The organism is Spirillospora sp. NPDC047418, from assembly GCF_040643275.1.
GTDB lineage: Bacteria > Actinomycetota > Actinomycetes > Streptosporangiales > Streptosporangiaceae > Spirillospora.
Map to the genome: position 1 here is coordinate 65,939 of NZ_JBEYTW010000008.1, position 15,701 is coordinate 81,639.

The 15,701-nt window shown below is 73.8% G+C and carries 13 protein-coding genes; 5 read left to right on the forward strand and 8 right to left on the reverse strand.

Translation table 11 applies throughout. From position 1 onward, the window contains the following. Positions 1 to 16 precede the first annotated feature (16 nt). The gene (locus ABZ806_RS07125; protein ID WP_500215943.1) at positions 17 to 997 is read right to left on the reverse strand and encodes an acyl-CoA desaturase; all 981 of its coding nucleotides are present in this window, start codon (positions 995 to 997) and stop codon (positions 17 to 19) included. Positions 998 to 1,183: 186 nt separating this feature from the next. On the opposite strand from ABZ806_RS07125, the gene ABZ806_RS07130 reads away from it, so the two are divergent. The 4 genes from ABZ806_RS07130 to ABZ806_RS07145 are packed head-to-tail and all read left to right on the forward strand — an operon-like array spanning position 1,184 to position 6,509. Beyond that, entirely contained in the window at positions 1,184 to 2,425 is a 1,242-nt protein-coding gene (locus tag ABZ806_RS07130) for a cytochrome P450 (protein ID WP_500215944.1), read from the forward strand. Further along, positions 2,422 to 4,017 carry a peroxidase family protein gene (locus ABZ806_RS07135; RefSeq protein ID WP_500215945.1) on the forward strand — a complete coding sequence of 532 codons (1,596 nt, stop codon included), beginning with the start codon at positions 2,422 to 2,424 and terminating at the stop codon, positions 4,015 to 4,017. The genes ABZ806_RS07130 and ABZ806_RS07135 overlap by 4 nt, the downstream gene beginning before the upstream one ends. Continuing rightward, positions 4,014 to 6,227 carry an alpha/beta hydrolase family protein gene (locus ABZ806_RS07140; protein ID WP_500215946.1) on the forward strand — a complete coding sequence of 738 codons (2,214 nt, stop codon included), beginning with the start codon at positions 4,014 to 4,016 and terminating at the stop codon, positions 6,225 to 6,227. Before ABZ806_RS07135 ends, ABZ806_RS07140 begins: the two co-directional genes overlap by 4 nt. 9 nt (positions 6,228 to 6,236) lie before the next feature. Next, entirely contained in the window at positions 6,237 to 6,509 is a 273-nt protein-coding gene (locus ABZ806_RS07145; RefSeq protein ID WP_500215947.1) for a hypothetical protein, read from the forward strand. Positions 6,510 to 6,574: 65 nt separating this feature from the next. Here ABZ806_RS07145 and ABZ806_RS07150 read toward each other — a convergent pair whose 3' ends face one another. The 6 genes from ABZ806_RS07150 to ABZ806_RS07175 all read right to left on the reverse strand — a co-directional run bounded on the left by ABZ806_RS07150 (position 6,575) and on the right by ABZ806_RS07175 (position 14,039). Then, positions 6,575 to 7,309 carry a vWA domain-containing protein gene (locus ABZ806_RS07150; RefSeq protein WP_500215948.1) on the reverse strand — a complete coding sequence of 245 codons (735 nt, stop codon included), beginning with the start codon at positions 7,307 to 7,309 and terminating at the stop codon, positions 6,575 to 6,577. A gap of 14 nt (positions 7,310 to 7,323) precedes the next feature. After that, positions 7,324 to 8,628 (reverse strand): hypothetical protein, encoded by a 1,305-nt coding sequence (locus ABZ806_RS07155; protein WP_500215949.1) that lies wholly within the window; start codon positions 8,626 to 8,628, stop codon positions 7,324 to 7,326. Continuing rightward, on the reverse strand, positions 8,625 to 9,908 hold the full coding sequence (locus ABZ806_RS07160) for a protein phosphatase 2C domain-containing protein (RefSeq protein WP_500215950.1): 1,284 nt from the start codon (positions 9,906 to 9,908) through the stop codon (positions 8,625 to 8,627). Before ABZ806_RS07160 ends, ABZ806_RS07155 begins: the two co-directional genes overlap by 4 nt. A gap of 68 nt (positions 9,909 to 9,976) precedes the next feature. Then, complete coding sequence (locus tag ABZ806_RS07165; protein ID WP_500215951.1) at positions 9,977 to 11,149, reverse strand: hypothetical protein; 1,173 nt, start codon at positions 11,147 to 11,149, stop codon at positions 9,977 to 9,979. Beyond that, complete coding sequence (locus ABZ806_RS07170) at positions 11,146 to 13,263, reverse strand: hypothetical protein (RefSeq protein WP_500215952.1); 2,118 nt, start codon at positions 13,261 to 13,263, stop codon at positions 11,146 to 11,148. The genes ABZ806_RS07165 and ABZ806_RS07170 overlap by 4 nt, the downstream gene beginning before the upstream one ends. After that, entirely contained in the window at positions 13,260 to 14,039 is a 780-nt protein-coding gene (locus ABZ806_RS07175) for a nucleotidyl cyclase domain-containing protein (RefSeq protein WP_500215953.1), read from the reverse strand. The genes ABZ806_RS07170 and ABZ806_RS07175 overlap by 4 nt, the downstream gene beginning before the upstream one ends. Before the next feature lie 194 nt (positions 14,040 to 14,233). Here ABZ806_RS07175 and ABZ806_RS07180 point away from each other — a divergent pair, with 194 nt between their 5' ends. Then, positions 14,234 to 14,737: a Pycsar system effector family protein gene (locus ABZ806_RS07180; protein WP_500215954.1), complete on the forward strand. Its 504-nt coding sequence runs from the start codon at positions 14,234 to 14,236 to the stop codon at positions 14,735 to 14,737. 45 nt (positions 14,738 to 14,782) lie between these two features. On the opposite strand, the gene ABZ806_RS07185 is transcribed toward ABZ806_RS07180, so the two are convergent. Continuing rightward, positions 14,783 to 15,505, reverse strand: coding sequence for a Crp/Fnr family transcriptional regulator (locus ABZ806_RS07185; protein ID WP_500215955.1), 723 nt, complete (start codon positions 15,503 to 15,505; stop codon positions 14,783 to 14,785). Between the last annotated feature and the right edge of the window lie 196 nt (positions 15,506 to 15,701).

The following is a 15,701-nucleotide window of genomic DNA, read 5'->3' on the forward strand; positions in this document are numbered from 1 at the left end:
GGGAGAACCGCACCGCTCAGCCCGCTTTGGGGGCTTTCCGGGACGCGGGTTCCCGGGCTGCCCCGCCGGATTCCGCTCCGGCGCGGTTCGCCTGCATCTCGATGCGGGCCGGGGACGGCCAGTGGACGTCGTAAGCCCAGCCCAGCTTTTCGAGCAGCCGGATCAGGGCCGCGCTCGGGTCGGTCTGGCCTTTGAGGACGCCGTGCCGGGCGCTGGTCGGCTCGACGTGGTGCCAGTTGTGCCAGCCCTCCCCGAAGGTCAGCAGCGCCACCCAGCGGACGTTCGAGGAGCGGTCCCGGGCGGCGAACGCGCGGTCGCCGAAGCAGTGCGCGATCGAGTTCACCGACCAGGTGACGTGGTGGACGATCGCGTAGCGGACCAGGCCGGCCCAGAAGAGGGCCGTCCAGAAACCCGTCCACGACCAGGAGAGCAGGCCGCCGGCGGCGGCGGGCAGCAGGAAGGACGCGGCCGCGATCGCCGGGTAGGCCGCGTCCACCCGGCGGATGTCGGGGTCGGCGAGCAGGTCGGGCACCCAGTGTTCGCGGTTGGACCGGCGGCGGGCGCTGTAGAACCAGCCGACCTGGGCGTGCAGCAGGCCGCGCAGCAGCGCGAGGCCGGTGTCGCCGTACACCCAGGGCGAGTGCGGATCGCCCGGTTTGTCGGAGTACTTGTGGTGCCTGCGGTGTTCGGCGACCCACAGTGTGGGCGGCCCCTGGAGGGCCAGCGCGCCCGCCAGGGCGAACGCCGTCCGCACCGGGCGGGGGCAGCGGAAGGAGCGGTGGGTCAGCAGGCGGTGGTAGCCGACGCTGATACCGAAGATGTTGACGGTGTACATCGCCAGGGCGAGCACGACGTCCAGCGGCCCGACCGCGCGCCCCCACGCGACGGGCACCGCCGCGATCACCGCGATGGGCGGCAGGACGACCAGCGCGACCAGGTAGGAGTGCCGGCGGGCCTCCGAGACCCGGACCGTCTCGACCTTCGCACGCTCCGCCATGCTGCTCCCCCCGCGATTCGACCCCCATTGAACTGCGGAAACAGTGCGCAAGGCAGTTGCCTGAGAGATAGGCAATCGTCACCGTATGAATTGACTTAACTACTCAAAGTGTCGAATCCCTTGGCGGCGGCAGCACCGGTTCCTTACTCTCTGGATCCGGCCGATCACGAGTTCGGAGTTGGTGCCATGCGGCATGACGGGTATCTCGCCACCTACGACGCCCTCGTCCGGGCCGATCCGCCCGGCGCCCAGGCCCGGCTGGCCGCGTGGTTGCGCGCCGACTGGCGGGAGCTGTTCGCCGAGCTGCGCGCCGACCGGCCCGTCCTCGCGGCCCCGGCGTTCACGCTGGTCACCCGGCACGCCGACGTCGTGGACGTGCTGTCGAGCCCGGCGTCGTTCCCGGTCAGCGCCTACCGGCCGTCGATGGAGGCCGCGCTCGGCGCCCCGATCATGCTGACCCGCGACGCGACTCCGCTGAACTGGCGCGAGAAGGGCCTGATGCAGGCCATGCTCGCGCCCGAGGACGTGCCCGCCGTGCGCGCGCTCGCCGGGGAGCTCGCCGAGCACGCGCTGGACGAGGCCGGCGGGGAGCTCGACGCGGTCCCCGGCCTGTTCCGGGGCGTCCCGCTGAAGGTCTGCGCCCGCTACTTCGGTTTCCCCGGGCCGGACGAGCCGACGCTGTCGCGCTGGTCGCGGGCCATCATGACCGACGTCACCGCCAACTTCGCCGGCGATCCCGGCGTGCGCGCCGCGTCGGCCGCCGCGGGCGCGGAGATGATGGCGTACCTGCGCGGCCTGGTCGCCGAGCGGCGGGCCGCACCGGCCGGCGGGGACGTCCTCGGCCGGCTGGTCCGCACCCGGCTGCCCGCCGAGCTGGGCTTCGACGACGAGCGCGTCGCGGTCAACGTCGCCGGGCTGCTGCTCGGGTTCGTCGAGAACGCCGCCGGGTCCATGACGAACGCGGTGTCGCTGCTGCTCGGCCGGCCCGAGCTGCACGCCGAGGCCGCCGCGGCCGCGGACGACCCGGGGCGGTTCGACCCCTATGTCTGGGAGGCGCTGCGGTTCGACCCCTTCCTGAAGATGATCGTCCGGTACTGCGCCCGCGACCACGTGCTGCCCAGCGGGGCGACCGTCCCGGCCGGACGCCTGGTCCTCGCCGCGGTCGCCTCCGCCATGTTCGACGGCACCGCCGTCGCCGACCCCGCGGCCTTCCGGACCGACCGGCCCGCGCACGCCTGGATGCACTTCGGGCACGGCCCGCACGCCTGCCTGGGCGTGCACCCCGGCCGCGTCGTCATCGCCGAGACCGTCCGCCGGATCATGCTGAGACCCGGCCTGCGCGCCGGCGGGGACGTCCGCCGCGACCGGGACGTCTTCCCGGACGGCTACCCGCTGGCGTTCGACGCCCCGGCACGCGAGGAGGCATGACCATGCGGGACAACCGCCCGAGCGCCCGGGGCTTCGCCTCCGACGGCGCCCGCAACCGGCTGAAGTACCTGGCGCTCACCCACGGCCGGCCGCTGTGGCGGCTCGCCGAGAGCTCCACCGCGCTGCGCCGCCGCATCAACGCGACCGTGATCGACCAGGCCGTCCGGGAGATGCCGCCGCGCCCCGAACCGCTGAGCACCATGGCGCCCTACACGTCCTGGTCCTCGCTGACCGACCGCACCTACAGCGGCCGCCATCTGCCGCCCGTCCCCGGCCAGGAGACCGGCCGCCCGACGGTGGAGCAGGCCGCCGACCTGTTCGTCCGCGACGGCGAGATGACGCCCTGCCCCCGCTCGACCGTCCTGTTCGCCTACTTCGCCCAGTGGTTCACGGACGGGTTCCTGCGCGGGGAGTCCCGCGAGCCCCGCGACCCGCGCCGCAGCACGTCCAACCACGAGATCGACCTCAACCCGCTGTACGGGCTGACCCCCGAGGCCACCGACGCCGTCCGCGCCCATGAGGGCGGCCTGCTGAAGAGCCGGCTCGTCAACGGCGGCGAGTTCCCGCCCTTCCTGTGCGAGGACGGCAAGGTCAAGGCGGAGTTCTCGGCACTGACGGCCGTGCGCATGGAGCGGCTCACCGACACGCAGCGCGACACCCTGTTCGCGACCGGCGGCGACCGCGGCAACGTGCAGGTCGGCTTCACGATGATGACGGTGCTGTTCCTGCGCGAGCACAACCGGGTCGCCCGGACGCTCGCCTCGGAGAACCCCGGCTGGGACGACGAACGCCTCTTCCAGACCGCCCGCAACATCGTCATCGTCGAGGTCATCCGGCTGGTCGTCGAGGAGTACATCAACCACATCACGCCGTACCACGTCCGGTTCCTGCTGGACCCGCGCCTCGGCCGGACGCTGCGGCACGCGCCCTGGCACCGGCAGAACTGGGCGTCGGTCGAGTTCAACCTGGTCTACCGGTGGCACAGCCTCATCCCGTCCAGCCTGGTCGTCGGCGACACCGAACTGCCCGCCGCCCGGACGCTCTTCGGGGCCGCCCTGATCCCCGGCCCCGGGCTCGGCCGGCTGTTCGAGGACGCCTCCGAGCAGCGCGCCGGGCGCATCGGCCTGTTCAACACCGACCCGCTGCTGCGCGAGGTCGAGGTCTCCTCGATCGCCGACGGCCGCGCCCTGGGGCTGGCCTCCTACAACGACTACCGCGCCCACTGCCGCTTCCCCAGGACCCGCGGCTTCGCCCAGGTCTCGGGCGACCCGCGCGTCCGGGACGCCCTCGCCGACCGGTACCGGAGCGTGGACGACCTGGAGCTGTACGTCGGCCTGTTCGCCGAGGAGCCCGGCTCGCCCGCCGCCGTCCTGCCGCCCCTCCTCACCAAGATCATCGCGATCGACGCGTTCTCGCAGGCGCTCACCAACCCGCTGCTGGCCCCGCGCGTGCTGACCCCCGCGACCTTCACCCGCACCGGCCTGCGGATCATCGCCGAGACCCGCACGATCAGCGACGTCCTGGCCCGCAACACCCCCGAAGACCCCCGCCCCCGCTTCGTGAGCATGACCTGGCGCGGAGCCCGCCGATGACCGCCCCCGACAAGCCCGGCCCAGCACTCGGCAGCGCAGCCGACGCGGCCGGCCCGGCGCCCGACAACGTGACCGGCGGCGCCGCCGGCGGTGCGGGGCTGCCGGCGGCGGCGCGGGAGCTGGCCGAGATCGCGCACGCGCTGCGCGAGGCGTCCGCGCACGCCACGGCCGTGCTCGGCGATCCGCAGGTCGCCGCCGCCGCGTGCCGCGCGCCGCGGGAGGGGTGGCGGGCGCAGCGGGCGCTGGTCCGGGCGATCACCGACCCGGCCGGGCTCGGCTGGGCGCCGTCCGGCGGCGTGCTCGGCGTCCTCGGGGCCAAGATCGGCGGGTTCGCGGGCACGTCCAGCCTGCCCGTCGCGGTCATGACCACGTCGCTGCGGCTGCGGATCGCCGCGGTCGCCCGCACCGATCCCGCGCTCACTGGCGACCCGCTGGTCGGACGCCTGATCGAGGCGGCCGGCGAGGGCCGCGCCGGCGTGGCCGGCGCACTGCGCGACCTGGTCGGGGAGCGCGGTGCGGCGGGCGCGCTGACCGCCGTGTCCCCCGTGTTCAGCGAGGTCCTCGCGCTGCGCGCGCTGCTCGACCGCAACCCGCTGAACGACCACACCGCCTGGCTCATCGCCACCGGCATGGGCGCCGCGACCGCCGACCCGCTGACCGGGCTGAGCAACCGCGCCATCGCGCGCCTGGACCGCGGCCTCGGCGCCGCCGTCCGCGCCGAGCCGTCCTCGCGGGAGGCCGCGCGGTTCTGCCGGGACGCGTCCCTGCTCGGCCTCCTCGGCGACCTGCGCGCGATCGGGCCGACCGGCCGGGCGCTGGTGCTCACCGTGCGCGGCCCCGACGACGTCGAGCGGTACGTCCTGCTGGCGCCCGGGATGCGGATGGGCGTCCCCGACGACGCCTCGCCCGCCGACCTGCTCGGCGCGTTCAGCAGCACCGTCCAGGACAGCGGCCCCTACAGCCGGTCCCTCGCCAAGGCGATCGCCGACCACCGCATCCCCGCCGGCGCCGACCTCGCCATGATCGGCCACAGTGCGGGCGGCGCGGCGGTCATGAGCCTGAGCCGGGACGCCGCGCTCAACGCCCGGTACCGGCTCACCCACGTCGTCGCGATCGGCTCGCCGATCGACTTCAAGGAGCCCGCGAACCCCGCGACCTGGGTCGCCAGCATCACCAACCAGCACGACATCATCCCCAGCCTGGACGGGCAGGGCGCCGGGAACTGCTTCGCCGACCGGCCCGACCGGTACGTCGTGGACTACACCGACCCGACGCACCTGTTCCCCGCCTGCCACAGCCTGGAGCACTACGCCGCCAACATCGAGCACGACCTCCCCGACGCCCGCGCGCACATCGAACGGCGGCTCGCGCCCTACACCGGCCCCGTCGTCCAGCGCCGGCTGTACCAGCTCTACGACGACCCACGGCGCCCCGCCGGCTTCCCCTTCCTCACCGTCGCCGCCCGCGCCGAGCCCACTCCCGACGGCCCGGTGGAACTGCCCGCGCGCACCTCGGACGCGGCGACCCTCACGGCCTGGTTCGCGACCGACGCCGCGGCCGACGCCGCCGCGGCCGTGCTCGCCGGGGCCGACGGCGCCGTCCCGGTCCGTGTCGCCGGACGATCACTGGTCGCCCTCTCCGTCCGGGACCACCGCGCGAGCACGCTCGGGCCGCACCAGGAGATCACCCTCGGCCTCCTGGTCCACGACCCGTGGTGCCCCCGTCCGGTCGGCGTCTGGCTGGACCTGCTGCGCCGCCCGCACCTGCGCGGCGCCGGCCTGTGGACGCTCGCCACGGCACTGAGCACGCCCGCCGCCGGTACCGCCCACCGCAACCTGTGGAGCGAGCATGCCTTCACCGCCACCACCCGCGTCCGCCTGAACGCCCGAAGCGCCGCCGTCACCGTCGACACCCAGCACGACCGCGTCCTGACCTTCGCCGGACCACTCGGCCCGAGCAGCCCGGCGCACTCCGGCGACCTGGTGCTCTACTCCACGCTCGCGGGCGCCACGCTGCGCTCGCTCGTCCACACCCACGGACCGTCCCGCCTGCACCCGGCACCGCGAGCCCGCCTGCACGCCGCCGGCGACCATCCCCTGGCCGACCTGCTGCGCGCCCTCGGCCTCGACGGCGCCCGCCCGGTCCTCTGCCGCACCGGCCGGCACCAGATGCTCCGGCGCGACGCGGGCGCCCCCGTCTTCCCCGCTTAGGAGGCCGCCTTGCCCACCCGCCGCCCGGTCGCCGACGCCGCCGCCCTGCTCCTCGCCGACGCCGAGGCCGTCGAACGCGCCACGGCCCGCCTGCGCGCCCTGGCACGACGCCTCCAGGACGACCCGGCGACCCCACCCTGGTTCGCCGCCGCAGCCGACGCCCACATCACCGCCGCCGCAATCGCCGCCACCGACCTGTCCGACGCGGCCACCCGCCTCCGCGCCCTCTCCGAATCAGCCGCCCGCACCACCGCCCCGCCCTCCCCCGCCTCGGGCGGCTGAACCGGAGCCTCCCGGGTGGATCACCAGGCGGCGATCCACCCGAGTGCTCCTCTGGCCACCGCGACTCACATGTCGGCGAACTCGAGCGGCACCGACTTGTATCCCTCGACCTCGTGCGGCAACTGGAGCTGTTGTGCCGAGGCGGAGGCGACCAGGGTGCGCATCACGGAGGTGAGCGCCCGGGACAGCGCCTTCTTGTTCTCCTCCTCCCTTCCGGGCTCCGCGATGTACGCCGCGAGCGTGCTCACCTCTTCCAGGACCGCCTCGCTGGCCGTGCCGAAGCCGTAGGAGACGAGGCCGGGGCGCCGGCGCCATCCGGGATCGCGCAGCGCGGCGAAGGACGAGCGCCAGGTCCCGCCGTCGCTCGGAATCCCGTCGGTCAGCAGGAAGACCACCGGCCGGTACGCCTGGACTCCACCGGCCTGCAGACCGCCGATGTCTCCGTCGATCCGGTCCCGCAGCAGGTCGAACATCGCACCGTACTGGGTCCTCCCCTGGCACTCGACCACCGGCAGCCCGGTGAGCTGGGAGATGTCGGTCATCGGGAGGACCACGTGCGGACGGGTGTTGAACGAGACGATCGACAGGTGGATGAACTCCGCGACCCTCGGGCTGGCGTAGAGGGTGTCGACGACCTCCGTCAGCGTGGCGTTCAGCAGTTGCTCGAACGGCTTCATCGAGCCGGACGTGTCGAGCACGAGGTAGGTCGGCAGGCCATTGCGGCGGCCGGTCTCACGCTGCTCGGCGCGTCCGGTGGGCGCGGTGTATCCGGCGGCGGCCGGCTCGCTGTGCGGTTCCAATTGTTCTCCTCGGGTCAGGATCGCAGGGCGATCACGGCGATGAATGCGATGAGCAGGAGGACGGTGACGATCCACACGGGGGAGCATCCCGAGCCCGTACGCTCCGGCGGACGGCTCCGGTCGGGTCCGGTCGGCGGGGTACCGGCGGAGGCGCCGGACGCAGGCGCGGACGGGGTGCGCTGTGAGGTGCGTGGAGCGTGCGGGGCACGAGCCGGGCCGGCCGTGCGGGGACCGGCCGGCGTGCTCCGCCGCGGCGTGGACGGGGGCCGAGGCACGGACGACGGCACTTTCGGCGCTTGTCCACCGTTCGGCCGCCACGGGACCGTTCCGGTCACGTTGGCTCCGCTGGGGACGCCGTGGTTCTGGCGCCCACCCGCCGACGCCGTACCGGAGCGGGGGCGGGCTCCCGTCCCGGTGCGGCCGCCGCCGATCCGCGAGCCGGTGGCGGCCGGCCCGTCCATCGCCGAGAGGATCTCCTCCAACCGGGGGCGGGCTTCCGGTTCCGTGGCGTCGACGCATGCGGCAAGGAGGGCGATGAGGTCCGGGTACCTCGGGTAGAGCGCGGCCATTCTCTCGACCGCCTTGCCTCGCTCCTGCCGGAGCCCGGTCGTCGTGCGCGCCACGAGCAGCGCCACCTTGTACCGGTCCGTATGGGTGGTGAGGGGTCGTGACTCGTCCGCGAGCGGGTCGTCCCAGTTGTGCGTCTCCAGGTGGTCGCGCCTGCCCATCCGCACGGTGTCCATGTCGATCACCAGGACCCGGTCGGTGCCCGGGGCCCAGAACGCGTTCGCGAAGGACCAGTCCCCGTAGACCAGGCCATGGCGCTCGAAGAGCGCGGCGACCGCGACGATCTCCCGCATCGCCGCGAGCCGGAGCGCCGGCGTCGGCACCGGCAGCCCGAGCCGCTCGATGTCCCGGTCGGCATTGGCCAGCAGGTCCACCTCGATGGTCTGCCGCCGGGTGCGGCCCTGCAGCAGCGCGACGTCCCCGGTGAACGCGTCGTCCGCGCGCGCCATGAGCGTGCCGACCGTGCGGTAGCCGTCGACCACCCGGGAGACCGGCCAGGCGATGCTCCGGTCGACCAGCGCCAGGTCGCCCGCGGACATCTGGCCGGGCAGCTCAATGAGGTCGTCCAGCGCGATGTGGCCGATGCGCGCCGCCGGCTTGTAGCGCTTGACCAGCCATCCCGGGTGGCCCGGGGCCTCATGGATCACCGACGACTCCCCGTTGTCCCGGGCGACGACGGTGGCCGCGTCGTAGCCCTCGACGTCGCCCGACCGGACCAGCCGGGGGAAGGGAGAGTCCGACCATGTCCTCACCGCGGCCCTCCCCGGTCCGGGCACCACACGACGACGGCGGTCCGGTCGTCCTGTTCCCCCCTCGCCTCGAAGCCGACGTCGTCCACGAAGTCGCTGATGTGGGGCGGCCGCGCCCACCGGCCGGCGAACCACGCGCCGAGGTCGGGATGGCCGAGCGCGTCGCCGATGCCGTCGGTCGCCAGCGTCAGCACCGCACCCGGCGCGAGGCGGAACGAGGTGCCGGCGGGATGCGGATGGTGGGGCAGGAACTCCTTCAGCTCACTGCGGCCGTAGCCGCTTCGCACGTCGCCGGCGACCTGCCGCCACGACGATTCCGCGCGGATCCACGCGCTCACGTCCGCGATCGACCACACCCGCACCCACCGGGTGCCGTCCGCGGCGGCGTCCAGGTCGACCGCGGCGGCGAGTACCGCCGCGCGCACCGCCTCCGGTCCGACCCCGCGCTGGTGCGCGGCGCCCGCCATCTGCCGCGCGGCCGAGACGAACCACTCCCGCGCCCGCGCGTCGTCCGGCCCGCCGGCGGCCTCCGCCCACAGGTGCCGGATGAGCGCGCCCGTCGCCACGCTCGCGCCGAGGTGGGAGTGCGGGCTGTCGGACATCCCGTCGGCGACCGCGACGACCAGGTGACGGTGGCCCTGGTCCACGGCGATCCGGTAGGCGTCCTGGCGCGGCTCGACGGGCACCTCGCACCGGTGTCCGGGGCCGACGATCGATGCCGCCCGCACCTGGAGGCCGCCGACCTTGGCGGAGTCGGCCGCGATTCCGGACGGGCCGGGCTCGGGCGGAAGCAGCCAGGGCTGCTGGTGGGCCTCGCTGGACGTTCCGAGCGGCCGGGGGAACCGGCCCGCTGCGGACGCGGGCCGCGCCGCCGGCTCTCCGGCCGGACCCGCCGCGTCGCTCGCGTCCGCGGCGGGTGCCCCGTCCGCGTCCGGTACGGGCGCCGGCGCGGTGGCAGGCGCCGCGCTGGGAGCGAAGGCCGGGCTCCGTCCGGATTCCGAGGGCCAGGCGTCCGGTGCCGGAACGCCGGTCGGTCCCGGAAGGGGCGGCGCTGGGCGAGCGGTGGGCTGATCAGCGGTCACGTACCTCTCCCGATACCGGAGTGTTGCGAGGTGGTCCCTTCGCGCCTGGAGCAGGAGCAGGCAGACGATCAGGACCCCGGCCGCGGCGAGGCAGAGGCCCGCCGCGGCTCTGGGGGCCCCGCCCAGCACGGCGCCCGTGATGCAGGCGAGCAGGACGAGCAGGGCACCGACCGCGACCGCGGCGCGTCGCCGCACGTACATCGCCTGTTCCGGTGCGGTGCGCGCGTCTCGCCGGGGCGGCCGATGGTGGCGGGTGGTATCGCCGCGCCTCATGCTTTCCGGCCTCCGTCGCGGCTCCCGAACGATTTCCAGCCGGCGACGCCGTCACTCCCTGAGGACTCTCCGGGAGCCCCGGACGCCGGCGGAGTCCCCAGCGGCGGCGGAACCGCGGGCGGTGGCGGAACCGCGGGCGGTGGCGGTGGCGGCGGTGGTGTAGACGGCGCGTCGGGGCGCGACGGTTCCGGCGCGGACGAACCGCTCCCGTTCCCGTTCCCGTTGCCGTTCGCGGTCGCGTTCCCGTTCGCCCCCGGTTTCGGGCCGGGGAGCGCCGGCGGTGCGGCCGGGGGCGGGGGGACGGCCGGTGCACCGAACGCGGTGACCGCCTCGCTGTCGGCGACCCGCTCCAGCGGTTGCAGCAGCAGCCCGCGCATGTTCTCGACGTCCGCTTCCTGGATGAAGCCCTTGTCGACCATCTTGTCGAAGAGCGCCATCTGGGCGTTCTGCGTCATCTCCCGGCGCTGGGCGATCATCCGCAGGATGTCGCCGACCTGGTTCGGGTGCCGGTCCAGGAAGAGGAACAACAGGTCGTCCTCGCCCTTGGCCGTCCGGCGCAGCGCATCGAGGCGCTGCCGCTCGAGTTCGACGTTCTGCCTGTCGGTCACCAAGTCGCGCTCCAGGCCGCGCGTCTTGTGCTGGAACTCGGCCGTGTGCTCGTCGATGTGCAGCCGGACCACGACGTTGAAGACCGTGATCCCCTCTTCCAGGGCGAACGGACCGCGCAGTTGCATGTCCAGCAGTTCGCGCTCGGCGGCGATGCAGTCGTCGATGTCGTACCGGCGGGTGACCTGGTAGAAGCGCTCGAGAAGGCGCGACTTCACCGCTTCCAGGGCGTCTTCGAGCGCGTAGGCGACGATGACCTCGGCAGCGGTCACGCCCCACGTCACGTCCGCTTCGAGCTGGAACCGCATCGCGTCGTAGCGGCTCGGCACGCTGGCGCTGATGGTGTCGTGGTGCCGGCGCACGTCGACCAGATACCAGTTCTTGTACCGGTGGGCGTCGAGCATCGAGGCCCGGCCGAACGGCGGGACGGCGACGCCGCCGCGGTCGGAGTAGACGAGCGCCATGCCCGGTGAGGGGGCGGGACCGCGGTCCCCGAACGTCACCGGGCCGGATCCGACGATGAGGCCGGACGGTGCGGGGCCGTTCCCCTGGTGCGGGTTCATCGGAGGGTCCTCCTCGCGTCGAGGGCCGCGCGGACCGCGGCCTCACATTTCGGGGCGTGCGACCATCGGGACACGGTGATCCGGACGATGCGGTCGGTGCGGCGGTCGAAACCGACGGCCGCGAGGAGCCAGCCGAGGAGGGCGGGGCCGGACGGGGTCTCCTCCAGCAGCCGCGCCCATTCTCCGAGCACGTCCTTGGCGGCCTCGTGCAGGTCGGGAGAGTTGAGCGTCGCGTGCCACAACCGGACGACCTTGTGCGCCGAGGCGGGATCCGCTGCGGCGTGGCACAGCAGCGTCGGCCGCCACGCCCCGTCCTCGGCGATCTGGCCGAGATCGGCGGCGGCCAGCAGGAACCCGAGGCGCCCCGTGACACGGACTCCCGGACGGCGGCTGGTCACCCAGTCGACGAGCAGGTCCAGCGCCGCGAAGGCGAACACGCCGTCCCGGTACTCCAGCATCTCGGCGACGCTGGTGCACACGGCCTCCTTGACCGCCGCACGGTCGTCGCCGGCGAGGAGCTCGAGCAGCGTGACCGCCTCGGCGCAGTTCCGCGCCGCGCCTCCGGTCAGGGTGACCCGCCAGGCGCGGGCGGCGGTCGCGCGCAGCAGCGGCCTCGTGTCCTCGGTGCTCCACGCGTTGACCAGGCCCGTCACGGCATCCCGCAGTTCCCCGCGTTCGGCGGCGACGCCGAGCGCGGTGGCCGCGGCGTCGCGCGCCTCGTCGTTCTCGGACCGCGCCCAGGGCAGGATGATCGCGGAGCGGATCTGGTCGAACGACTCCGCCGCGAGGATCCCGGTCGCGACCGCGGCCCTGATCCGGACGGTCGGGACCTCGGTCCGGACGCAGAGCCGCAGCCAGTTCAGCAGCTCCGGCCTGATCTCGTCGTACTCCTCCCAGACGTGCAGCAGCAGCCGCCGGGCCAGCCCCGGTTCCTGGAAGCGCACGACCCGCCCGGGAGCGGTGCCGCCATGCCGCGCGGGCAGTTCCGATTCGACGAGGTGCGCCTCGATCTCGCGCAGCCGGGCGCTGCGGGTGCCGCCGAACGGCGTGGGCGTCCGAGGCGGCTGGTCCGCGGGTTCGAGTCGCCGGGCCAGCAGATCCGCGGAGTTGGCGACCAGGTCGTAGTGCTCCCCGCCGAGCGTCGCGACCGCGATCGCGAGGGTCTGCGTGGCCGGGTCCGCCATCCCGCCGAACCACCGCTCCAGGTCGGGGACGCGGTGCACTGCCAGCCGGGCGCGCACGGTCTCGGCGACCGGGTCCCGCGCGGCGGCGAGCAGCAGGGCGAGCCGGACGGCCTGACCGGGCGAGGCGTCCCGCAGTTGCTCGCGGCACAAGGCGGCGACGGCGGGATCCGCGAGCAGGCTCCGGGCCCGATCCTGCGTCGCCTTCGCCCCGAGGTGCGAACGCAGCACATCGTGCGGGTCGGGCGGCGACACGTCCACGATGTGCCGTCCGAGGTCCGGGTCGGCGAGGCCGGTGGTGTGGGTGGTGGTGATGACGAGCCTGCGGTCGGCACCGAGCTCGGCGGCGAGCCGGTCGAGGTCGAACGCGCGGAGCTTCGCCGCGGCCTGCGGGGACGGGTCGGCCAGGAGGTGGCCGCCGGGGCCCAGGTCGGTACCGGCGAGGGAACCGAGGTCGGTCTCCGGGTGCAGCCGCCGCACCGTGCCGAGCGCGAGGCCGAGCAGCAGCCGCCGAGCCAGCGCGTACCTGCCGGTCCCGTCCGCGCCCCGGAGCACCACGACGCGGCGATCGCGCACTGCCGCCTGGGCGCGGCCGAAGCCGGGAGGGGGGACGAAGCAGCGGTCGAGCGCCAGGTCCTCGTCGCTGAGCGGCACCAGCCGGATACGCGCGGCCCGGCCCTCGACGGTGATGTAGTTGATCATGTCGCGGCCGACGAACCGCTCGGCCGTCACCGTGGCGCCGGCGAAGTTCGAGCGGGCGTCGTGCTCGGTGCCCAGCCGTTCGCCGGTCTCACCGGGGTGCGCGGCGCGGTGCGAGAACTCCCGGCCGAGGTCCTGGGCGTCGCGCGGCTCCGCGCCGTCGGGGTCCGGCTGCGCGGCGGCCTCGGGCTCGGCCGGGACGCCGTCCTGCGGCTCCGGTGGGGCGGCGGTCATCGGCCCGCCCCGTCCCCGTAGTTGATCTCGTCGCGGCCGACGAACTTGACCGCCTGGATGTTCGCGCCCGCGTAGTCGCCGGTGGGACCCTCCGCCTGCCGGACGGGTGGCCGTGCGCCGGGGGCCCGGGGGGCGGGTGAAGCCTCCGTGTTCGTGTCGGTGCCGGTATCGCCGGTGTCCAGGTCGACCCCGGCCAGGTCGTGTCCGGGAACATGGATCCAGGCTTGGCCCATGAATTCCTTCATCCGCACGGTGACCTGCCGGAAGTCGGCGGGGTCGAGTGTCGTGTGCTCCCCGGCGACCGTCCCGGTGAAGACCGGCTCGGAGAGGACGACCGCGAGCGCGGCACCCGTGCCGTCCAGCGCCCGGCGCAGCGCTGCGCTGTCGCACAGCCTGCTCGCGACCACCAGTCCCGCGCCGGCGTAGCCCTTCGCGGCCGGGAGCGCGGGACCGTAGTGGACGGCCATGCGCAGCCGCAGCTCGCGGCCGGCCGGGACGTCCCTGTTGTAGCGGCGCAGTTCGGCGTGCAGGTGCCGGACGTAGTCGTCCACGACACGGGGCTCGGGCTCACCGGCGGGGAGCACCGCGACCTCCCCGTCGCCCGCCTCCTGGATCCACCAGCCCGAGCGCCGGAGTCCGGCCCGGTCGCCCGCCTGGTCGAGTACCGCGCTCAGGCCGCTCTGCATGCGCCGCTGCCAGTTTCCGGTGGTGCCTCCGTAGCCCTTCGCGTCGACGGAGACCACCAGCCGGCGTGCGAAGTCATCGCCTTCCGCCACTGTGCCCAGCCCTTTCGTCGGTGGGTGTTCGCGGAGAAGAGTGCCACCAAGCACTGGGAGAGATGTCGCATAAATACGGCGTCCCGCCCTTCTGACCCCGGCAATCACACCGCTCACCACAGAACGCCGCATTAATACGTGATCTCTTTTCCCTCGGCGCGTTTCACTGGTTCCGAATCGAATGGAGGGGGCGCATGCACCAGCATGAGACGGGCACGGCGGATCCGGCGGCCGATGAAACGGCCGATGTCACGGCCGACGACGTGGTGGTCGCGCTGACCGTCATGACCGCCGGTCAGGCGTATGTGCAGCATGCCGACACGAAAGTGTCCATTCTCATCGCGCTGCAGGCCGGAGCGGTCGTGGGGCTGACCACCGCACGCGCGGCCGGCCCGGAACCCACGACGATCTCCACCACGCTGTTCGGGGCGTTCCTCGCCGCGTCCGTGGTAGCCGGATTCCTGCTGCTGCTGGCGCTGCGGCCGCGCCTCACCGGGGACGCGGCGCCCAGCCGCTACGGCATCGTGCGAATCCCGGAACGGCCGCCCGCGGGCGCCGCGGCGCAGCGTGACGAAGCGTGGGCGCTGGCCCGCACGCTCGCCGCCCTCGCGGAGGCGAAGTACCGGCAGATCGGGCGGGCGATCCCGTGGATCACGCTCGCGCTGATCACCGGAACCGCGGCCGAGATCCTCACCTGAGGAGGGTGTCCACCGCGTGACGGGCCGTCCGCATGCTCGTCCCGCCTAGGGCGTCGCGTCGGGCTCGGCCGCGCGGCGCAGGCCGGCCTCGTCGAGGATCACGACGCTCCGGTAGGCGGAGGTGATGAGCCCGTCCCGCTTGAGCAGGGACACCGCCTGATACACGGCGTCCTTGCCGGCGCCGATGAGCATGCCCAACTCCTCGTGCGAAAGTGCGACGCCAAGGGCCTTGCCCGTCGGCTCCACCGGCCGGCCGTGCTGGTCGGAGAGCAGCAGGAGGACGCGGGCGAGCCGGACGTGCACCGGGAATCCGGCGAAGTCCAGCCGGCGCTGGTTCGCCCACTGGAGCCGGTCGGCGATCGTGGCGTTGAGCGCGAGCCACGCCTGCGGATGCTCCCGCAGGAACGCCATGAGGACCGTCGCCGAGACCTTGTGCGCCCAGACCTTCGAGCAGGCGGTCACGGTGGCCGAGCGGGGCTGCCGGTGCAGCGCTCCGAGTTCTCCGACGATGTCGCCGGAGAGCCGGATGCCGAGCAGCCCGTCCCGGCCGTCCGCGAGACGGCCCGTCACCTTGACGCAGGCCGTCGAGTCCAGACTGTCGGAACGCAGGATGAACGCGAAGTCGGTGAGAGGGTCGTCCTGCCCTATCAAGACGGTTCCCTTGCGGAAGGGTGCCGCAGGCGCGACGCGGAGCAGCGCCGTCCGCATCGGGGGCTCCATCCGGGAGAGCAGCGTTCCCGTGACCCACTTGCCCATCACGTCGTTCATCGGCACATCCGCCCCCACGCAGAGTCTCTCGGTCCGGGAGCCCGAGAGCATCTTAAACGAGGGCAAGAAGTCCGTGCCGTCCCTTTACGAGTGAACCGGGAGCGGCCTATTCGTGCTCTCCGAGATGCTGTGCGGCCGGCCCGCACATAAAACGATCTTGACTGCGATCAGAGCTTATGGTCCACGTTGACAACGT

What these genes read in the sequence shown, in the direction of transcription:
- ABZ806_RS07135 (WP_500215945.1), top strand. Translation starts at nt 2,422, where the DNA reads ATGACCATGCGGGACAACCGCCCGAGCGCCCGGGGCTTCGCCTCCGAC.
- ABZ806_RS07125 (WP_500215943.1), bottom strand. Translation starts at nt 997, where the DNA reads ATGGCGGAGCGTGCGAAGGTCGAGACGGTCCGGGTCTCGGAGGCCCGC.
- ABZ806_RS07140 (WP_500215946.1), top strand. Translation starts at nt 4,014, where the DNA reads ATGACCGCCCCCGACAAGCCCGGCCCAGCACTCGGCAGCGCAGCCGAC.
- ABZ806_RS07180 (WP_500215954.1), top strand. Translation starts at nt 14,234, where the DNA reads ATGCACCAGCATGAGACGGGCACGGCGGATCCGGCGGCCGATGAAACG.
- ABZ806_RS07160 (WP_500215950.1), bottom strand. Translation starts at nt 9,908, where the DNA reads ATGTACGTGCGGCGACGCGCCGCGGTCGCGGTCGGTGCCCTGCTCGTC.
- ABZ806_RS07130 (WP_500215944.1), top strand. Translation starts at nt 1,184, where the DNA reads ATGCGGCATGACGGGTATCTCGCCACCTACGACGCCCTCGTCCGGGCC.
- ABZ806_RS07165 (WP_500215951.1), bottom strand. Translation starts at nt 11,149, where the DNA reads ATGAACCCGCACCAGGGGAACGGCCCCGCACCGTCCGGCCTCATCGTC.
- ABZ806_RS07185 (WP_500215955.1), bottom strand. Translation starts at nt 15,505, where the DNA reads ATGAACGACGTGATGGGCAAGTGGGTCACGGGAACGCTGCTCTCCCGG.
- ABZ806_RS07170 (WP_500215952.1), bottom strand. Translation starts at nt 13,263, where the DNA reads ATGACCGCCGCCCCACCGGAGCCGCAGGACGGCGTCCCGGCCGAGCCC.